The sequence below is a fragment of the Azotobacter bryophylli genome (assembly GCF_042643485.1).
GTDB classification, from domain to species: Bacteria; Pseudomonadota; Gammaproteobacteria; order Pseudomonadales; family Pseudomonadaceae; genus Azotobacter; species Azotobacter bryophylli.
Genome location: NZ_JBHRSJ010000001.1, coordinates 298,737 through 316,367, shown reverse-complemented (window position 1 = coordinate 316,367; position 17,631 = coordinate 298,737). Strand labels below are relative to the sequence as shown.

Genomic DNA, 17,631 nt, shown 5'->3' with positions numbered 1-17,631 from the left:
AAGCAGGATTCCCCATCGGGCTCTTCTGCTACCGCCTGAGGAGAGAAAGAAAAATGTCCTTCGTCGTTACCGACAACTGCGTCAAATGCAAGTACACCGACTGTGTTGAAGTCTGCCCGGTAGACTGTTTCTACGAGGGGCCGAATTTCCTGGTCATCCATCCGGACGAGTGCATCGACTGCGCGCTGTGCGAGCCCGAGTGCCCGGCCCAGGCGATCTACTCCGAGGACGAAGTCCCCGAGGACATGCAGGAGTACATCCAGCTGAACGCCGAACTGGCTGAAGTCTGGCCGAACATCACCGAGAAGAAGGAATCGCTGCCGGACGCCGAGCAGTGGGACGGGGTGAAAGGCAAGATCAAGTATCTGGAGCGCTGAGTTCCCCTGCCAACGAAAAGGCCCGCCGTTCGGCGGGCCTTTTGCTTTCCGGCAGCGCAGGATCGCCGGTCAGAACACCTTCCAGTCGTCGCCGCCGATCGCCCCGCTCGCGGCCGGCAGCGGGCCCCTCGGGCGCAGCAGGGTCGTGACCTCGGCGACCCGGCTCACCAGCGGAGCCTTCTTTTCGATGCGCTTCCGGGCCGCCTGGGCGACGAAGCGCTGTTCGCGACTGACCTGTTCTAGCCCTCGTCCGGCGGTGCGCAGCACGGAAATGGTGTTGGACAGATAGGCCACCTGCTCGTCCAGATGGGCCGCGTCACGGGCCGACTGCTCGACCAGCTCCGCATTGCGTTGGGTGACCTCGTCCATCTGCGCGACCGCCCGGTTGACCTGCTCGATGCCACGGGTCTGTTCTTCCGAGGCAGCGGCGATCTCGCCCATGATGTCGTTGACCTTGAGCACCGCCTCGACCACGCGCTGAATGGCCGTCTCGGCCTGCTTGACGTGCTGTTCGCCGCTCTGCACCTCGCGGCCGGAAACCTCGATCAGCTCGCGCACGTCCTTGGCCGCGGCCGAACAACGCCCGGCGAGGTTGCGCACCTCGCTGGCGACCACGGAGAAGCCGCGCCCGTGCTCGCCGGCACGGGCCGCCTCGACCGAGGCATTGAGGGCGAGGATGTTGGTCTGGAAGGCGATCCCGTCGATCACCCGGATGATCTCGGCGATCTTGTCGGAACTGCCGGCGATACGCGCCATGCTATCCACTACCGCGCTCACCGCCGAGCCGGTGGCCTGGACCTCCATGGCCGCGGTATTCGACAGCTGGCTGGCCTGCCGCGCGTTGTCGGCGTTCTGCTGCACGGTGCCGGTGATCTCTTCCATGCTCGAGGCCGTCTGCTGCAGGGCGCCGGCCTGCTGCTCGGTACGCTGGGACAGATCGACGTTACCCTCGGCAATCGACTGGGCGGCCGGCTGGACTTCGCCGAGGCTCTGATAGACGTCGGTGACGATATTGCCCAGGCTCTTGCGCATGATCACCAGCATGTCGAGCAGCCTACCGATCTCGCTGCGCGCCATCTGCGCCGGGGTGGCGGCGAGATTGCCCGTGGCGATCTGCATGGAGAAGCCGATGGCATCCTGGAGTTGGCGCAGGAAACTGCGCAGCACCAAAGAGCCCACCCCCACCATCAGCCCCCCGACCAGCAGCATCAGGATCAACTGGGTCCACAGCAGACTTTCCTGCTGCGACTGCATGCCATCCAGCAGCGCGGTCGCGCCCGTCGCCTCCTGCTTGAGTTGCGCGATGTAGCCGCTAGTCTGCTCGAACCCGAGAAAGCTCACGCTGGCGCAGACCGCCAGCAGCAGCAGATTGAGACAGACCATGGCGTTCAGGCGAAAACCGATGGAACCAGGGTCGATGCGCTGCAGCCAGCCGACCAGGCCGGTCCGGGTGATCTGCCCGCGCACGAGACGTATGCCCCGCGACTGGCCGGCGCGGATACGGGAGTAGGCCGCCTCGGCCCGGGTCCGCTCCGCGGGTGACACCTTGACGCGAACGGAGGAGTAGCCCAGAACCTCTCCGTTCTCGATGATGGGGGCGACGTTGGCACGCACCCAGTAGTAATCGCCATTCTTTCGCCGGTTCTTCACCAGCCCCGTCCAGATCTCGCCGCGCTGGAGGGTTTCCCAGAGGTTGGCGAATGCCTCCTTGGGCATGTCAGGGTGACGAACCAGGCTGTGGGGAGCACCGATCAACTCCTCACGGTTGTAACCGCTCGCTTCGATGAAGCCGGGGGCTGCGTAGGTGATCCGCCCTTTCAGGTCGGTTCTAGAAAGCAGGTTCTGATCATCCCTCAGCTCGTATTCATTCTGCGTGATCGGTAGGTCGGACTTCATGTCGAGCTCCTTGTGTATGCTTCTGCAGGGACGCGCGAGGCAAGGCTACGATTTGGGGCGGACGTACTAGCCCCACCGGAGCAACAGCAAGAAGCACACCAGGGATAAGAGCCCGGTTTTCATGGACTTTAGATGGCAGATAGCCATTTCAATGTCGGATTGCCGACAGAAACAGTCGGATTCCCCAACGCTCTTTGTACATATTGAGACAAAGGTTTCGGCCCCCAGCGAGCCGGGAACGGCAATCCGTCGACACTCAACGACAGAGCCGAATCAGGCCGCACGGGTATGGCTGCTCATTCTTCTGGAGGAGAAATGGAGGCGTGGGCAGAGGGAGTAGCAGGCCAGGGGGGAGTGCCACAGGACCAGCAAAAGGGGCGTGGCACAGCCCGCCCCTTCAGGTTCAGGTTCAGGTTCAGGTTCAGGTTCAGGTTCAGGTTCAGGAATATCGCTTCACTGGAACAATGCGTCGCTGGAAAGTCCGTTCTTCTCGAGGATCTCCCGCAGACGCTTGAGCGCCTCGACCTGGATCTGACGGACCCGCTCGCGGGTCAGACCGATTTCCTGCCCTACCTCTTCCAGCGTGTAGCTTTCATGGCCGCGCAGACCGAAACGCCGGACCACGACCTCGCGCTGCTTCTCGGTCAGATCGAACAGCCACTGGTCGATGCTCTGGGAAAGATCGTCGTCCTGCAGCAGTTCGCAGGGGTCCGACGGCCGCTCGTCGGTCAGCACGTCGAGCAGGGTCTTGTCGGAGTCCGGCCCCAGGGAAACGTCCACCGAGGTGACCCGCTCGTTCAGGCCCAACATTCGCTTCACTTCTGCCACGGGCTTTTCCAGCAGGCAGGCGATCTCTTCGGCCGAAGGCTCGTGGTCGAGCTTCTGGGTCAGCTCGCGTGCCGCCCGCAGATAGACATTGAGCTCCTTGACCACGTGGATCGGCAGACGAATGGTGCGGGTCTGATTCATGATGGCCCGCTCGATGGTCTGGCGAATCCACCAGGTGGCGTAGGTGGAGAAGCGGAATCCACGCTCCGGATCGAACTTCTCCACCGCCCGGATCAGTCCCAGGTTGCCCTCTTCGATCAGGTCGAGCAGCGACAGGCCACGATTGACATAGCGGCGGGCGATCTTGACTACCAGACGCAGGTTGCTCTCGATCATGCGCTTGCGCCCGGCCGGGTCCCCCTTCTGCGCCAGTCGCGCGAAGTGCACCTCTTCCGGCGGGGTCAGCAGCGGCGAGAAACCGATCTCGTTGAGATAAAGCTGGGTGGCATCGAGCGCTCGGGTGTAATCGATGTACTTGTGCTGTTTCGTGCCGGCCTGGCGGGACTTCGTGCCGGGAAGATCAGGCTCTTCGCTCAACACGTCCTCCAGCACGATCTCGGGCTCCATCAGGAGCACATCGTCATCCACATCAAACTCCGGCGCTTCTTTTACTTTTATATTTAGTTTCAGTGCCATCGTTGCGATCCTATGCTGAGTTCGACAATCAGGCTCGAAAATCACCCTCCCCTGGCAAGATCAGAGCCATCCCCTAGTTTTCGTAACCAGGCTGGATCATCGAGAAGGCAGGTACTGCAGCGGATCGACAGGCTTGCCCTGTTGGCGGATCTCGAAATGAAGCTTCACCTGATCGGTTCCCGTGGACCCCATTTCGGCAATCGTCTGCCCGGCCTTGACCTGTTGCCCTTCCCGTACCAGCAATTTACGGTTGTGCCCGTAGGCACTCACGTAAAGGTCGCTGTGCTTGATGATGATCAGCTCGCCATAGCCCCTCAGACCATTGCCGGCGTATACCACCGCCCCATCAGACGCAGCTGAAACAGGCTGGCCCAATTGTCCGCCGATATCAATGCCTTTATTCAAACTACCGTTTGAGGAGAAGCGCCCGACGAGGGGACCGTTGGCCGGCCAGGTCCAGCCGGCAGGCGAGTTCGCGGCAGGTATCGGAGTCGGAATCGGGGCGACGGAGGCAGGCGCGGCGGAGGGTTTCTCCGTCCTGGCCGCGGGATTGGCCGGAGCAGCCACGACTGCTGTAGAAGAGGTCGCCTTGGAGGAGGCAGGCGCCGGCTTGCGCTCTGCGGCATAGGTACCGGACGACTGGCCCCGTCCGAAGCGAATCCTCTGTCCGGGATGGATGGTATAGGGCGCGGAAATACCGTTGAGGTCGGCCAGCTCCCGCCAATCCCATCCGTAGCGGAAGGCGATGGAATACAGCGAGTCGCCACGCTGCACCACGTAGTGACCGCTGTTGGTACGCGCTACTGCGTTGCGGTCGACCACCTGTACGTTCCCAGAGGGTGAACTCGTGCAGCCACCCAGCAGCATGGCGATGACGAATCCAGTCGCCGGGAGCCATGCACTGCCATGACTCCCCCACTGTTGTATGGCTCTGAGACTCACCCGTTCCTCCGATAAAAAAAGACTGAAGGCCCGCAGGGATCGCGGCGATCCACGGTGCCTAGCTGTTGGCCCCGACTGGCCGGCCCGATCGAGAATCGGCAGCAGAGCGACCACTCAACCCGCGCCGACATTTCGGCGAAATCATCGCACAACTGATACAGAAACCGGACCCGCCCCGGACGGCGTCGCCCACGGGACGGCTCCTGTCGGAAGAGGATGCAGGGATGGCTTCACAGATCCGTCCCGAATACTTAGAGCTGCGAGCCATGCAACAGGGGAACGAAACGCACGTTATCCAATACATGGCGGGCGAAGCCATCGCCTTCGCGGATGATCAGCTGCAACTGTTGCGTGGTGCCTTCCCCTACCGGAATGACCAGGCGCCCGCCGGGAGCCAGCTGATCGAGCAACGCCTGCGGCACGTCGGCAGCGGCCGCCGTCACGATGATGCCGTTGTAGGGTGCCAAGGCCGGCCACCCCTCCCAGCCATCGCCCCAGCGGAAGACCACGTTGCGCAAGCTGAGCTCCGTCAGGCGCTCCTTGGCGCGCTCCTGCAGCGTCTGGATCCGCTCGACCGAAAACACCCGCTCCACCAGCTGCGCCAGAACCGCGGTCTGATAGCCCGAACCGGTACCGATTTCCAGCACCTTGTCCAGCGGGCCGCCCGCCAGCAGCAGCTCGGTCATGCGCCCGACCATGTAGGGCTGGGAAATCGTCTGGTTGTGGCCGATGGGCAAGGCGGTGTCTTCATATGCCCGATGGGCCAGCGCCTCGTCGACGAACAGATGCCGCGGCGTACGACGGATCACCTCGAGCACCGCAGCGTTCGACAAGCCCTCCTCATAGAGGCGCTGGATCAGACGCTCGCGGGTGCGCTGCGATGTCATGCCGATGCCCCGGTGCAGCAGGTCGTCTTGCTGGCGACGCATCAGAGCAATCCCTCCACCCAGCTGCCGAGGCCACTGAAAGCCTCGTGAAAGGTGCGATCCAGCTGCAACGGAGTGATCGAGACGTAGCCCTGCATCACGGCATGGAAGTCGGTCCCCGGTCCGCCGTCCTCGACGTCGCCGGCTACCGAGATCCAGTAACCCTCCTTGCCGCGCGGATTGACCACCTTCACCGGAGCCTTGGCGCGGGCACGGTGCCCCAGGCGGGTCAGGCGGATGCCGCGGATGTGATCCAGGGGCAGATTGGGGACGTTCACGCTCAGCACGGTGCGCGGCGGCAGATCGAGCTCACCGTGCCGCTCGACCAATAACCGGGCGATATGCGCGGCGGTCGGCAGGTTGTCCGGCTGACGCGACAGCAGGGAGAAGGCGAACGCCGGGCGTCCGCTGAAACGCCCCTCGATGGCGGCAGCCACGGTGCCGGAGTAGAGCACGTCGTCGCCCAGGTTGGCGCCCAGGTTGATGCCCGAGACCACCATGTCCGGCGGCTGTTCCAAAAGCCCGTTGAGGCCGAGATGGACGCAATCCGTCGGACTGCCGTCGAGGGCGATGAACCCGTTCGGCAAGCGCTGCGGGTGCAGCGGCCGGTCCAGGGTGAGCGAGCTGCTGGCGCCGCTCATGTCCTGAATGGGGGCGACGACCACGCATTCGGCGTAGTCGGCCAGCGCGTCGTGGAGCGCGGCGATGCCGGGGGCATGGACCCCGTCGTCGTTGGCAATCAGAATTCGCATGGAGTATCCGTGTGCCCTGCTGGCAGCAGATCGATCAACTCGCGCACCACGACGGTGGCGAAGCATCCGGCCGGCAGGATAAATCCCAGTTGCAGTGTATCGGTGGCGGGATAATGCCATGTCAGGCTGCCGATGGGGAGGCGCAGGATTCGACGTTCGTGCGCCAGTCCCGCTTCCCCCAGCCAGGCGCAGAGTCTGTCCTCGCGCGCGGCGATTCCCGCCTCCAATTCCCGTTCGGCACCGCCGGCCGACGACGCTCCGGCGCCCCACAGCGGCCCGGTGGGATGCAGATCAAGCAGGGCCAGGCGCGGGTCCGCGCACTCGGCCTCCCCCGCCGGGAAGAAGCTGCGGCTGTCGGTGAAGGCCAGCAGATCTCCAGGCAGGGCCCGGTTCCAGCTGCCGACAGCGACCCGCTCGGCGAGCGCTCGATTGAACAGATAGCTACGCGCCGTGGAGAGCAGGCGCGAGCGCAGGTTGCGCTGGACCGGCAGCTCCCCTCGCTCGGCGTAGGCCCGGGCCTCGAGCAGATTGCCACCCTCGTGGCCGAAGCGCTGCAGACCGAAGTAATTGGGCACCCCTTCGGCCTTGAGGCGCTCGAGTCGCGCCTCCAGTCGCTCGCGGTCGCCGCGCAGCTGGGTCAGCCGCAGGCTGAAGCCGTTAGCCGCATGGGCGCCGCGCTGCAGCTTGCGCGAGTGGCGGACACGCTTGAGGATGCGCAGGCTGTCGCCCTCCGCCGCGCCCAGTTCCGGATCGGCCTTGCCTGGCAGGTGCAGGCTGAACCATTGCCGGGTCAGCGCCTGGCGATCCTTGAGGCCGGCATAGCTGACGCTCTTGAGCGGCATGCCTGCCGCCCGCGCCAACCGGCGTGCCGCCTCCTCGGTATTCAGCCCGCGCTTTTCCACCCACAGCCAGAGGTGCTCGCCCTCTCCGCTCAGCGGGATGTCGAGTACCTCGTCGACCTGGAAGTCCTCCGCGCAGGCCTTCAGTACCCCCTGGCCGCAAGGCTCGCCATGGGCCCGAGGGCCGAGCAGCTCGAGTTCGGTCATAGCGGCAGCAACAGGGCGACGGCGTGCACCGCGATGCCTTCCTCGCGCCCGGCGAAGCCGAGCTTCTCGGTAGTGGTCGCCTTGACGTTGACCTGATCCGTCTCGACTTCGAGATCCGCGGCGATCAGCTCGCGCATTTTCTCGATGTGCGGCGCCATCTTCGGCGCCTGGGCGACGATGGTGGCGTCGATATTGCCGACCCGCCAGCCCTTGCCCCGCACCAGAGCGAGTACGTGGCGCAGCAGCGCACGGCTGTCCGCCCCCTTGAACTGCGGATCGGTATCCGGGAAATGCCGGCCGATATCGCCCAGGGCCGCTGCGCCGAGCAGCGCGTCGGACAGCGCGTGCAGCAGCACGTCGCCGTCGGAATGGGCGATCAGACCGAATTTATGGGGAATCCGAACTCCGCCGAGCGTGATGAATTCGCCCTCGCCGAAGCGATGCACGTCGTAGCCGTGACCAATACGCATAAAAAAACCGCCTTTCCGAAGTCAGGCGGCGATTCTAACCGGTTTGACGGCCGGACGGAGCCTGCCGCCGACTGCCGCACCGGTGCGACAGAGGACAACGGCTCACTCGCCTTTCAGTGCCCGGGCATGATGGCGCAGATGATCCTCAATGAAGGAGGCGATGAAATAGTAGCTGTGGTCGTACCCCGGCTGCAGGCGCAGCGTCAGCGGGTGTCCGGCGGCCTGGGCCGAGGCCTGCAGTGCCTCCGGCCTGAGCTGGGTGACCAGGAAGTCGTCGCGGTCGCCTTGGTCGACCAGGATCGGCAGCTTCTCCTTGGCCTCGGCAATCAGCGCACAGGCATCCCATTCGCGCCAGCGCGAGCGGTCCTCGCCCAGGTAGCGGGTGAAGGCCTTCTCGCCCCAGGGGCAGTTCAACGGGTTGGCGATCGGCGCGAAGGCGGATAGCGACTGGTAGCGCCCGGGATTCTTCAGGGCGCAGATCAGGGCGCCATGACCGCCCATGGAATGACCGAAGATGCCGCGCTTGCCCGAGACCGGGAAGCTGGCCTCGATCAGCGCCGGCAGCTCGTGGACCACGTAGTCGTACATGCGGTAGTGCCTGGCCCAGGGCTCCTGGGTGGCGTTGACGTAGAAGCCGGCCCCGAGGCCGAAATCCCAGGCGCCATCCGGATCGTCCGGCACGCCCTCGCCGCGCGGGCTGGTATCCGGTGCGACCAGGATCAAGCCCAGCTCGGCCGCCATCCGCAGGGCTCCGGCCTTCTGCATGAAGTTCTCGTCGGTGCAGGTCAGTCCGGACAGCCAGTACAGCACCGGCAGTTTCTCGCCCTGCTCCGCCTGCGGCGGCAGGTAGACGGCGAACACCATGTCGCAGTTCAGCTTGCTGGAGCGGTGCCGGTAACGCTTGTGCCAACCGCCGAAGCTCTTCTGGCAGGAAAGGTTTTCCAGGGACATCGTTGCTATCTCCACCCGCAGGATGGATGCCCCCAGGACATCCACCCCGCTGGCTGATCAGAAGTGGATGACCGTGCGGATGCTCTTGCCTTCGTGCATCAGGTCGAAGGCCTCGTTGATGTCATCCAGCCCCATGGTGTGGGTGATGAAGGTATCCAGCGGGATCTCGCCCTTCTGTGCCTTCTCCACGTAGCTCGGCAGCTCGGTGCGGCCCTTCACGCCGCCGAAGGCGCTTCCGCGCCAGACGCGGCCGGTGACCAGCTGGAACGGACGGGTGCTGATCTCGGCACCGGCAGGCGCCACGCCGATGATGGTCGACTCGCCCCAGCCCTTGTGGCAACACTCCAGGGCGGCGCGCATCAGCTGCACGTTGCCGACGCATTCGAAGGAGTAGTCCACGCCGCCGTCGGTCATCTCGACGATCACTTCTTGGATCGGCTTCTCGTAGTCCTTCGGATTGACGAAGTCGGTGGCGCCCAGCTCGCGGGCCACCTCGAACTTGGCCGGGTTGATGTCGATGGCGATGATGCGGCTGGCCTTGGCCATCTTGGCGCCGATGATCGCCGCCAGGCCGATGCCGCCGAGGCCGAAGATGGCCACGGTGGAGCCTTCTTCCACCTTGGCGGTGTTCAGCACCGCGCCGATGCCGGTGGTCACGCCGCAGCCGAGCAGGCAGACCTTCTCCAGCGGCGCCTCCTTCGGAATCTTGGCCAGGGAGATCTCCGGCAGCACGGTGTACTCGGAGAAGGTCGAGCAGCCCATGTAGTGGTAGATCGGCTGGCCGTTGTAGGAGAAGCGGGTGGTGCCGTCGGGCATCAGGCCCTTGCCCTGGGTGGCTCGCACGGCCTGGCACAGGTTGGTCTTGCCGGACTTGCAGAACTTGCACTGGCCGCACTCGGCGGTGTACAGCGGGATCACGTGGTCGCCGACCTGCAGGGAGGTGACCCCCTCGCCCACCGCCTCGACGATGCCGCCGCCCTCGTGGCCGAGAATGCAGGGGAACACGCCTTCGGAATCCTGGCCCGACAGGGTATAGGCATCGGTATGGCACACGCCGGTGGCGACGATGCGCACCAGCACCTCGCCTTTCTTCGGCGGCTCCACCTCCACTTCGACGATCTTCAGCGGTTCGTTCGGCGCGAAGGCGACAGCGGCGCGGGATTTGATGGTCATGACAAAGCTCTCGCTGGTGAGAAAGCCTGAAGTCTAATTCAAGCACCGAAGGGGATAATCGACCGAGCTGGAAAACATTATTGCCACACAGGGATAATGCCGGCAGTGTCCATCAGGTTTTGGAGTCACCGTGAATCGCTGGGAAGGTCTGGACGAGTTCGTCGCCGTCGCCGAATGCGGCAGTTTCTACCGGGCCGCCGAGCGCCTGCGAGTGTCCTCGTCCCATGTCAGCCGCCAGATCGCCCGACTGGAGGAGCGCCTGCACGCCCGCCTGCTCTACCGGACCACCCGCCGGGTTTCCCTCACCGAGGCCGGACAGACCTTCTTTGCCCACTGCCAGCGGCTGATCGAGGAACGCGAAGCTGCCTTCAACGCCCTGGGCGAGCTGCAGAGTACGCCCACCGGCCTGCTGCGCATGACCGCGGCGGTCACCTACGGTGAGCGCTTCATCGTGCCGCTGGTCAACGCCTTCATGGCGCAGCATCCCCAACTGCGGGTAGAAATCGAGCTGACCAACCGTAACCTGGATCTGGTCCAGGAAGGTTTCGACCTGGCCATCCGCCTCGGCCGGCTCAGCGACTCCAGCCTGATCGCCAGCCGCATCGCCCCGCGCGCCATGTACCTGTGCGCTGCCCCTGCCTATCTGGAGCGCTACGGGCGACCGCACACCCTGTCCGAACTGGCCCGGCACAACTGCCTGATCGGCACCAGCGACACCTGGATGTTCCAGCTCGACGGCCGCGAGCATCCGTTCCGGCCGAGCGGTAACTGGCGTTGCAACAGTGGCGAAGCGGTGCTGGATGCGGCCCTGCGCGGTTTCGGCCTGTGCCAGCTGCCGGACTACTACGTGCAGGAGCCGCTGCGCCGCGGCGCGCTGGTCTCTCTATTGGAAGGCAACCAGCCGCCGAATACCGCGGTCTGGGCGGTTTACCCGCAGCGGCGCTATCCACTGCCGAAGGTGAGACTGCTGATCGAGGCGTTGAAGGAGGGGCTGGCCGCGCGGCCGGAGTACCAGCAGCAGACCAGCCTCTAGAACGGAAAACTCAGCGCTGGGCCCAGCGCTGGGCCAGCCACTGCAGATCTTCCGGACGGGTGACCTTGAGATTGTCGCCGCGGCCCTCGATCAGACGAGGCGAGAGACCGGCCCACTCCATGGCGGAGGATTCGTCGGTGATGGTCGCGCCGGCATCCTGCGCATCGGCCAGGGCGCGCCGCAGCGGCTCCAGATGGAACATCTGCGGGGTATAGGCCTGCCAGATGACCGAGCGGTCCACGGTCTGACTCACCCGACCGTCGGCATCGGCGCGCTTCAGGGTATCCCGCGCCGGAACCGCCAGCAGGCCGCCGACCGGGTCGTGGGCGAGAGTCATGAGGAGGTTGTCCAGATCGCTGCGGGCCAGGTTAGGTCGCGCGGCGTCGTGCACCAGAACCCAGTCCGTCGGCTCGGCACCCAGTTCGCCCAGGGTCTGCAGGGCGTTGAATACCGAGTCGGCGCGCTCGCGCCCGCCCGGGGCCCGGTGTATGCGCGGATCGCGAGCACAGGCGAGTTCAGGCCAATAGGGATCGTCGGCAGCCAGACTCACCACCACCCCTTTCAGGCGGGGATGATCGAGAAAGCAATCGAGGGTATGTTCGAGAATGCTCTTGCCGGCCAGCGACAGATACTGCTTGGGACGGTCGGCGCGCATGCGGCTGCCGACGCCGGCGGCCGGGATAACGGCCCAGAAGGGGGGCAAATCGGGAATGTTCATTCGGTCAACTGATATAGGGTTTCGCCTTCCTTGACCATGCCGAGCTCCTGCCGGGCGCGCTCCTCCACGGTTTCCATGCCTTTTTTCAGCTCCCGCACCTCGGCCTCGAGGATCCGGTTGCGCTCCTGCAAGCGCTCGTTTTCCCCATGCTGCTCGGCGATCTGTCGCTTGAGCGACGCCACTTGGGCGAAACTGCCGTCGCCCACCCAGAGGCGATACTGCAGTCCGGCAAACAACAGGATCAGCGCGACCAAAAGCCAGTAGTGACTACGCAGGATGGACATGAGCATGCGTCGGTAGGGATTGAAGGCGGTGGGACCGCGACGAGCCACTGATGATGGGCCCGCACGCCGGAAATTCATAGCAAAAGGGGCAGCCAACGCCGCCCCTCCTTCGCTCTCCTGCAATCAGCCGCGGAACTCGGCACGACCGCGATAGGGCGCCTTGCCAGCCAGTTGCTCTTCGATGCGCAGCAGCTGGTTGTACTTGGAGACGCGATCGGAACGGCACAACGAGCCGGTCTTGATCTGGCCTGCCGCGGTGCCCACGGCCAGGTCGGCGATGGTGCTGTCCTCGGTCTCGCCGGAACGGTGCGAAATCACCGCGGTGTAGCCGGAGGCCTTGGCCATCTGGATGGCTTCCAGGGTCTCGGTGAGCGAGCCGATCTGGTTGAACTTGATCAGGATCGAGTTGGCGATGCCCTTCTCGATGCCTTCCTTGAGGATCTTGGTGTTGGTCACGAACAGGTCGTCGCCGACCAGCTGCACCTTGGCGCCGATCTTCTCGGTCAGCCCCTTCCAGCCGGCCCAGTCGGACTCGTCCATGCCGTCCTCGATGGAGATGATCGGATAGCGCTGGGTCAGACCGGCCAGATAGTCGGCGAAACCGGCTGCATCGAAGACCTTGCCTTCGCCGGCCAGATCGTACTTGCCATCCTTGTAGAACTCGCTGGAAGCGCAGTCCAGAGCCAGGGTCACGTCGGTGCCCAGCTTGTAACCGGCGTTGGCCACGGCTTCGGCGATGGCCGCCAGGGCATCTTCGTTGGAGGACAGGTTCGGGGCGAAGCCCCCCTCGTCGCCCACCGCGGTGTTCAGACCACGGGCCTTCAGCACGGCCTTCAGGTGATGGAAGATCTCGGCGCCCATTCGCAGGGCGTCGGCGAAGGTCTTGGCGCCGACCGGCTGGACCATGAATTCCTGGATGTCGACGTTGTTGTCGGCGTGCTCGCCGCCGTTGATGATGTTCATCATCGGCACCGGCATGGAGTAGACGCCCGGGGTGCCGTTCAGATCGGCGATGTGGGCGTACAGCGGCACGCCCTTGTCCTTGGCGGCGGCCTTGGCGGCGGCCAGGGATACGGCAAGGATGGCGTTGGCGCCCAGCTTGGCCTTGTTCTCGGTGCCGTCCAGCTCGATCATCGCCCTGTCCAGAGCCTTCTGATCGGCCGGATCCTTGCCCAGCAGCAGATCGCGGATGGGGCCGTTGACGTTGGCGACCGCCTTCAGTACGCCCTTGCCCAGGTAACGGCTTTTGTCGCCATCGCGCAGCTCCAGCGCCTCGCGGGAACCGGTGGAGGCCCCGGACGGCGCGCAGGCGCTGCCGATGATGCCGTTGTCGAGAATTACGTCGGCTTCTACGGTCGGGTTACCGCGGGAATCCAGGACCTCACGGCCTTTGATGTCGACGATCTTTGCCATTGCTGGTAGCACTCCAGAAGGGTTACGTACAGGTGGCCGAGCTCACGGGCTTCACTGCCTCGGCTGCGGTCACCGAAGAATAATTGTGATCGGACGCCCCATGGGGCGTCCGCTACTTTACCGGAACGGGACGGTATCAGGCAGTCTCGATTGGCGGGAAGCCCTTGATCAGGTCGTCCAGCTGCTTGAGCTGGCCGAGGAAGGGCTCCAGCTTGTCCAGACGCAGGGCGCAGGGGCCATCGCACTTGGCCTGGTCCGGGTCTGGATGGGCCTCGAGGAAGAGACCGGCCAGGCCCTGACTGATGCCGGCCTTGGCCAGGTCGGTGACCTGGGCGCGACGACCGCCGGCGGAATCGGCACGACCGCCCGGCATTTGCAGGGCATGGGTCACGTCGAAGAACACCGGATACTCGAACTGCTTCATGATGCCGAAGCCGAGCATGTCCACCACTAGGTTGTTGTAGCCGAAGGAGGTGCCGCGCTCGCAGAGGATCAACTGGTCGTTGCCCGCCTCCTCGCACTTGCGCAGGATGTGCTTCATCTCCTGCGGGGCGAGGAACTGGGCCTTCTTGATGTTGATCACCGCGCCAGTCCTGGCCATGGCCACCACCAGATCGGTCTGCCGCGAGAGGAAGGCCGGCAACTGGAGGATGTCGCAGACTTCGGCCACGGGCGCGGCCTGATGGGGCTCGTGCACGTCGGTGAGAACCGGCACGCCGAAGGTCTTCTTCACTTCCTCGAAGATCTTCATGCCCTCTTCCAGGCCCGGGCCGCGGAAGGAGGTGATCGAGGAGCGGTTGGCCTTGTCGAAGCTGGCCTTGAACACGTACGGGATACCGAGCTTGTCGGTCACCCGCACGTATTCCTCGCAAACCCTCAGCGCCAGATCGCGGGACTCCAGCACGTTCATGCCGCCGAAGAGCACCATCGGCCTGTCGTTGGCGATCTCGATGTTACCGACGCGAATAAGCTTCTGTGCCATGCCTCAGTCCTTCTTCGCCTTCTGCGCCAGCGCAGCCTTGACGAAGCCGGTGAACAGGGGATGGCCGTCACGCGGCGTCGAGGTGAACTCGGGATGGAACTGGCAGGCGACGAACCAGGGATGGTCCGGCGCCTCGATCACCTCGACCAGCGCACCGTCGCCGGAGCGGCCGGTGACCTTGAGACCGGCCCCGACCAGCTCCGGCAGCAGGTTGTTGTTGACCTCGTAGCGATGGCGGTGACGCTCGACGATGACATCCTTGCCATAGCACTGGCGCACCTGGGAGCCATTCTCCAGCTGGCACTGCTGGGCGCCGAGACGCATGGTGCCGCCCAAATCGGAGGATTCGCTGCGGGTCTCGGTGGCGCCGGTAGCGTCCTGCCACTCGGTGATCAGGCCGACCACCGGATGCGTGGAGGACTTGTCGAATTCGGTGGAATTGGCATCGGACCAGCCGAGCACGTCACGGGCGAACTCGATCACCGCGACCTGCATTCCGAGGCAGATGCCCAGGTAGGGAACCTTGTTCTCGCGGGCATACTTCACTGCCGTGATCTTGCCTTCCACTCCGCGCAGACCGAAGCCACCGGGGACCAGGATGGCATCGGCGCCGTCCAGCAGCTCGGTGCCCTGGTTCTCGATGTCCTCGGAATCGATGTAGCGCAGATTGACCCGGGTGCGGGTCTGGATGCCGGCGTGGCTCATCGCCTCGATCAGCGACTTGTAGGCATCCAGGAGTTCCATGTACTTGCCGACCATGGCGATGGTGACTTCCCTCTCCGGATGTAGCTTGGCATCGACCACGCGATCCCACTCGGAGAGATCGGCGCTCTTGCACTCCAGGCCGAAACGCTCGACGACGATGTCGTCCAGCCCCTGGGCATGCAGCACCGAAGGAATCTTGTAGATGGTGTCGACGTCTTCCAGGGCGATCACCGCGCGCTCCTCCACGTTGGTGAAGAGGGCGATCTTGCGCCGGGAGGAAACGTCGATCGGATGGTCGGAACGGCAGATCAGCACGTCGGGCTGCAGGCCTATGGAGCGCAGCTCCTTCACCGAGTGCTGGGTGGGCTTGGTCTTGGTCTCGCCGGCGGTGGCGATATAGGGCACCAGGGTCAGGTGCATCAGCATGGCGCGCTTGGCACCCACTTCCACGCGCAGCTGGCGGATCGCTTCGAGGAACGGCTGGGACTCGATGTCACCGACGGTACCGCCGATCTCCACCATGGCCACGTCGGCATCGCCGGCGCCCTTGATGATGCGGCGCTTGATCTCGTCGGTGATGTGCGGGATCACCTGAATGGTGGCCCCCAGATAGTCGCCACGGCGCTCGCGGCGCAGCACGTCCTCGTAGACGCGGCCAGTGGTGAAGTTGTTGTTCTGGGTCATGGTGGTGCGCACGAAGCGCTCGTAATGCCCCAGATCGAGGTCGGTTTCGGCGCCATCCTCGGTGACGAACACCTCACCGTGCTGGAACGGACTCATGGTGCCGGGATCGACGTTGATGTACGGATCCAGTTTGAGCAGGGTGACCTTCAGCCCCCGCGCCTCCAGGATAGCCGCCAAGGAAGCCGAAGCGATGCCTTTCCCCAATGAAGAAACAACACCGCCCGTGACGAAGATATAGCGCGTCATGAATAACCCTAGAAGTCTGCGTTTAGGCGGTCAGCACCGCCGAGGAAGCGAAGGAGCGATTGCGCGAAGCGCGACAATAACCAATCCCTGCGGGTTTCCTGAATGGGAACCACAGAAGCACTGGCTAAGACGGGAGCGTAGTCTACCGGAAAGGGTTTTTCAGCTCAAACCTTGATCATTTCCCGCAAGGCTGCCAGCACAGCTGCCAGGAGCCATCCAGCGGCCCCTCGAGCCCGGGCAGATTGGCGACCGCCAGCAGCTCATCCCCCCGGTAGAGCAGCGGCAAACGGCCGCGCACGAAGGCCGGTATCCCTCGCTCGTTGAGCAGGCGCTTCAGATCGCGACGACCTCGCCCCGGCAGGCTCAGCACCTCGCCGCCCCGCCGGTAGCGCACTTGCAGAGGACCCTCCGCCCCCTGCCCAGCAAGGAGCAGCCGGCCATTGCCCGGCAAGGACAAGGCCTGCTCGGGACTAGCCCAGAATACCGGGCCGCGCGGCTGGGCAAGCCATTCGCCCGCCAGCCACCAGAGTCTGCCGCCAGCACGATGCAACTCACCCTGCGCCAGCCGCCAGACCGGAGCCGCCGCGGACACCGCATCGCGCAGACTCTCCCAACCCGCCCAGTGCTCCGTATCCGGCAGACCGGTCAGGGGCTCCAGCCAATGGCGCAGAGCATTGCGCTGACGTGCCGGGGAAAGCTGGAGCAACGGCGCCAAAGCCAGGGACGGCAGCGCCAGCCAGGGAAAGGCACACGCTTCCCTGGCCGCGGCCAGATCCAGTTCCGCCAGCTCGCCGAGCATCTCTTGCGCTTCGCGCATGTGCCCGGCGCAACGCGCCATGTTCCCCACGGCCTGCGGCCAGCGAGCGGTCATCATGGGCAGGACCCGATGTCGCAGGTAATTGCGGGAAAACTCGAGCGACTGGTTCGAGGGATCCTCGACCCAACTCAACCCATGCTCGCGGGCGTAACTCTCCAGCTCGTCCCGCGAGACCTTCAGCAACGGCCGCAGCAGATGCCCGCACCCGAGCGACCGACAAGCCGGCATGGCCGCCAGGCCGCGCACGCCGGCCCCGCGCAGCAGGCGGAACAGCAGGGTCTCCGCCTGATCGTCGCGGTGCTGGGCGGTCAATAGCAGCTCGCCCTCGCCCAACACCTCGGCAAAGGCCCGGTAGCGGGCCTCGCGGGCACCCCGTTCCAGACTGGCCATCACATCGACCTCGACGTGACGGACCTGCAGGACGACTCCCAGCCGCGCACAGATCTGCCGGCAATGTTCCGGCCAGGCATCGGCGACAGCTTGCAGACCGTGATGGATGTGAATGGCGGACAACGACGGCAGCCGATGCCGCTCGGCAAGACGGACCAGCAGGTGCAGAAGAACGGTGGAATCCAGCCCCCCCGAGAAGGCGACCCAACATCTCGGCGCATCGAGCCAGGGATCAAGGGCGGCGAGCAGGCGCGTTTCGAGGGACATGGCGCTTTCGACCTCAAGGAGACACCTTGCTTTCCAGCAACGGCGAACGGGGCATGCGCCGGCTACGGTGACGCCCGGCTCCATCCTGTGCCAAA

General features: G+C 64.7%; 16 protein-coding genes and 1 pseudogene. 2 read left to right on the top strand and 15 right to left on the bottom strand.

Annotated features, from left to right (window positions below):
* Positions 1-53: 53 nt before the first annotated feature.
* Positions 54-377, top strand: coding sequence for a ferredoxin FdxA (gene fdxA / locus ACFOJE_RS01510; RefSeq protein ID WP_377812459.1), 324 nt, complete (start codon positions 54-56; stop codon positions 375-377).
* A 69-nt stretch (positions 378-446) separates the two neighbouring features.
* On the opposite strand, the gene ACFOJE_RS01505 is transcribed toward fdxA, so the two are convergent.
* From ACFOJE_RS01505 to ACFOJE_RS01465, 9 genes are all read right to left on the bottom strand, one after another.
* Positions 447-2,273: a methyl-accepting chemotaxis protein gene (locus ACFOJE_RS01505; protein WP_377812458.1), complete on the bottom strand. Its 1,827-nt coding sequence runs from the start codon at positions 2,271-2,273 to the stop codon at positions 447-449.
* 453 nt (positions 2,274-2,726) lie between these two features.
* Entirely contained in the window at positions 2,727-3,737 is a 1,011-nt protein-coding gene (gene rpoS / locus ACFOJE_RS01500) for an RNA polymerase sigma factor RpoS (RefSeq protein ID WP_377812457.1), read from the bottom strand.
* A gap of 96 nt (positions 3,738-3,833) precedes the next feature.
* On the bottom strand, positions 3,834-4,679 hold the full coding sequence (locus ACFOJE_RS01495) for a peptidoglycan DD-metalloendopeptidase family protein (RefSeq protein ID WP_377812456.1): 846 nt from the start codon (positions 4,677-4,679) through the stop codon (positions 3,834-3,836).
* Between the two features lie 251 nt (positions 4,680-4,930).
* Positions 4,931-5,608, bottom strand: coding sequence for a protein-L-isoaspartate(D-aspartate) O-methyltransferase (locus ACFOJE_RS01490; RefSeq protein ID WP_377812455.1), 678 nt, complete (start codon positions 5,606-5,608; stop codon positions 4,931-4,933).
* The gene (gene surE, locus ACFOJE_RS01485; protein WP_377812454.1) at positions 5,608-6,357 is read right to left on the bottom strand and encodes a 5'/3'-nucleotidase SurE; all 750 of its coding nucleotides are present in this window, start codon (positions 6,355-6,357) and stop codon (positions 5,608-5,610) included. The genes ACFOJE_RS01490 and surE overlap by 1 nt, the downstream gene beginning before the upstream one ends.
* Positions 6,345-7,403, bottom strand: coding sequence for a tRNA pseudouridine(13) synthase TruD (gene truD / locus ACFOJE_RS01480; RefSeq protein WP_377812453.1), 1,059 nt, complete (start codon positions 7,401-7,403; stop codon positions 6,345-6,347). The genes surE and truD overlap by 13 nt, the downstream gene beginning before the upstream one ends.
* Positions 7,400-7,873, bottom strand: a complete 474-nt coding sequence (ispF, locus tag ACFOJE_RS01475; RefSeq protein ID WP_377812452.1) for a 2-C-methyl-D-erythritol 2,4-cyclodiphosphate synthase — start codon at positions 7,871-7,873, stop codon at positions 7,400-7,402. The genes truD and ispF overlap by 4 nt, the downstream gene beginning before the upstream one ends.
* A 102-nt stretch (positions 7,874-7,975) precedes the next feature.
* Positions 7,976-8,824 (bottom strand): S-formylglutathione hydrolase, encoded by an 849-nt coding sequence (fghA, locus tag ACFOJE_RS01470; protein WP_377812451.1) that lies wholly within the window; start codon positions 8,822-8,824, stop codon positions 7,976-7,978.
* Positions 8,825-8,881: 57 nt separating this feature from the next.
* On the bottom strand, positions 8,882-9,997 hold the full coding sequence (locus tag ACFOJE_RS01465; protein WP_377812450.1) for an S-(hydroxymethyl)glutathione dehydrogenase/class III alcohol dehydrogenase: 1,116 nt from the start codon (positions 9,995-9,997) through the stop codon (positions 8,882-8,884).
* Positions 9,998-10,127: 130 nt separating this feature from the next.
* Between ACFOJE_RS01465 and ACFOJE_RS01460 the strand changes: the two genes are divergently transcribed.
* Positions 10,128-11,030, top strand: a complete 903-nt coding sequence (locus ACFOJE_RS01460) for a LysR substrate-binding domain-containing protein (protein WP_377812449.1) — start codon at positions 10,128-10,130, stop codon at positions 11,028-11,030.
* Between the two features lie 10 nt (positions 11,031-11,040).
* On the opposite strand, the gene ispD is transcribed toward ACFOJE_RS01460, so the two are convergent.
* The 6 genes and pseudogenes from ispD to tilS form a co-directional block, all read right to left on the bottom strand.
* The gene (gene ispD, locus ACFOJE_RS01455; RefSeq protein ID WP_377812448.1) at positions 11,041-11,748 is read right to left on the bottom strand and encodes a 2-C-methyl-D-erythritol 4-phosphate cytidylyltransferase; all 708 of its coding nucleotides are present in this window, start codon (positions 11,746-11,748) and stop codon (positions 11,041-11,043) included.
* The gene (gene ftsB / locus ACFOJE_RS01450) at positions 11,745-12,032 is read right to left on the bottom strand and encodes a cell division protein FtsB (RefSeq protein WP_377812447.1); all 288 of its coding nucleotides are present in this window, start codon (positions 12,030-12,032) and stop codon (positions 11,745-11,747) included. Before ftsB ends, ispD begins: the two co-directional genes overlap by 4 nt.
* A 123-nt stretch (positions 12,033-12,155) precedes the next feature.
* Positions 12,156-13,445, bottom strand: a complete 1,290-nt coding sequence (gene eno, locus ACFOJE_RS01445) for a phosphopyruvate hydratase (protein ID WP_377812446.1) — start codon at positions 13,443-13,445, stop codon at positions 12,156-12,158.
* A gap of 136 nt (positions 13,446-13,581) precedes the next feature.
* Positions 13,582-14,427 (bottom strand): 3-deoxy-8-phosphooctulonate synthase, encoded by an 846-nt coding sequence (gene kdsA, locus ACFOJE_RS01440; protein ID WP_377812445.1) that lies wholly within the window; start codon positions 14,425-14,427, stop codon positions 13,582-13,584.
* A 3-nt stretch (positions 14,428-14,430) separates the two neighbouring features.
* The gene (locus tag ACFOJE_RS01435) at positions 14,431-16,062 is read right to left on the bottom strand and encodes a CTP synthase (protein WP_377812444.1); all 1,632 of its coding nucleotides are present in this window, start codon (positions 16,060-16,062) and stop codon (positions 14,431-14,433) included.
* A gap of 159 nt (positions 16,063-16,221) precedes the next feature.
* Positions 16,222-17,536, bottom strand: a pseudogene (tilS, locus tag ACFOJE_RS01430) (tRNA lysidine(34) synthetase TilS).
* Positions 17,537-17,631: the final 95 nt, after the last annotated feature.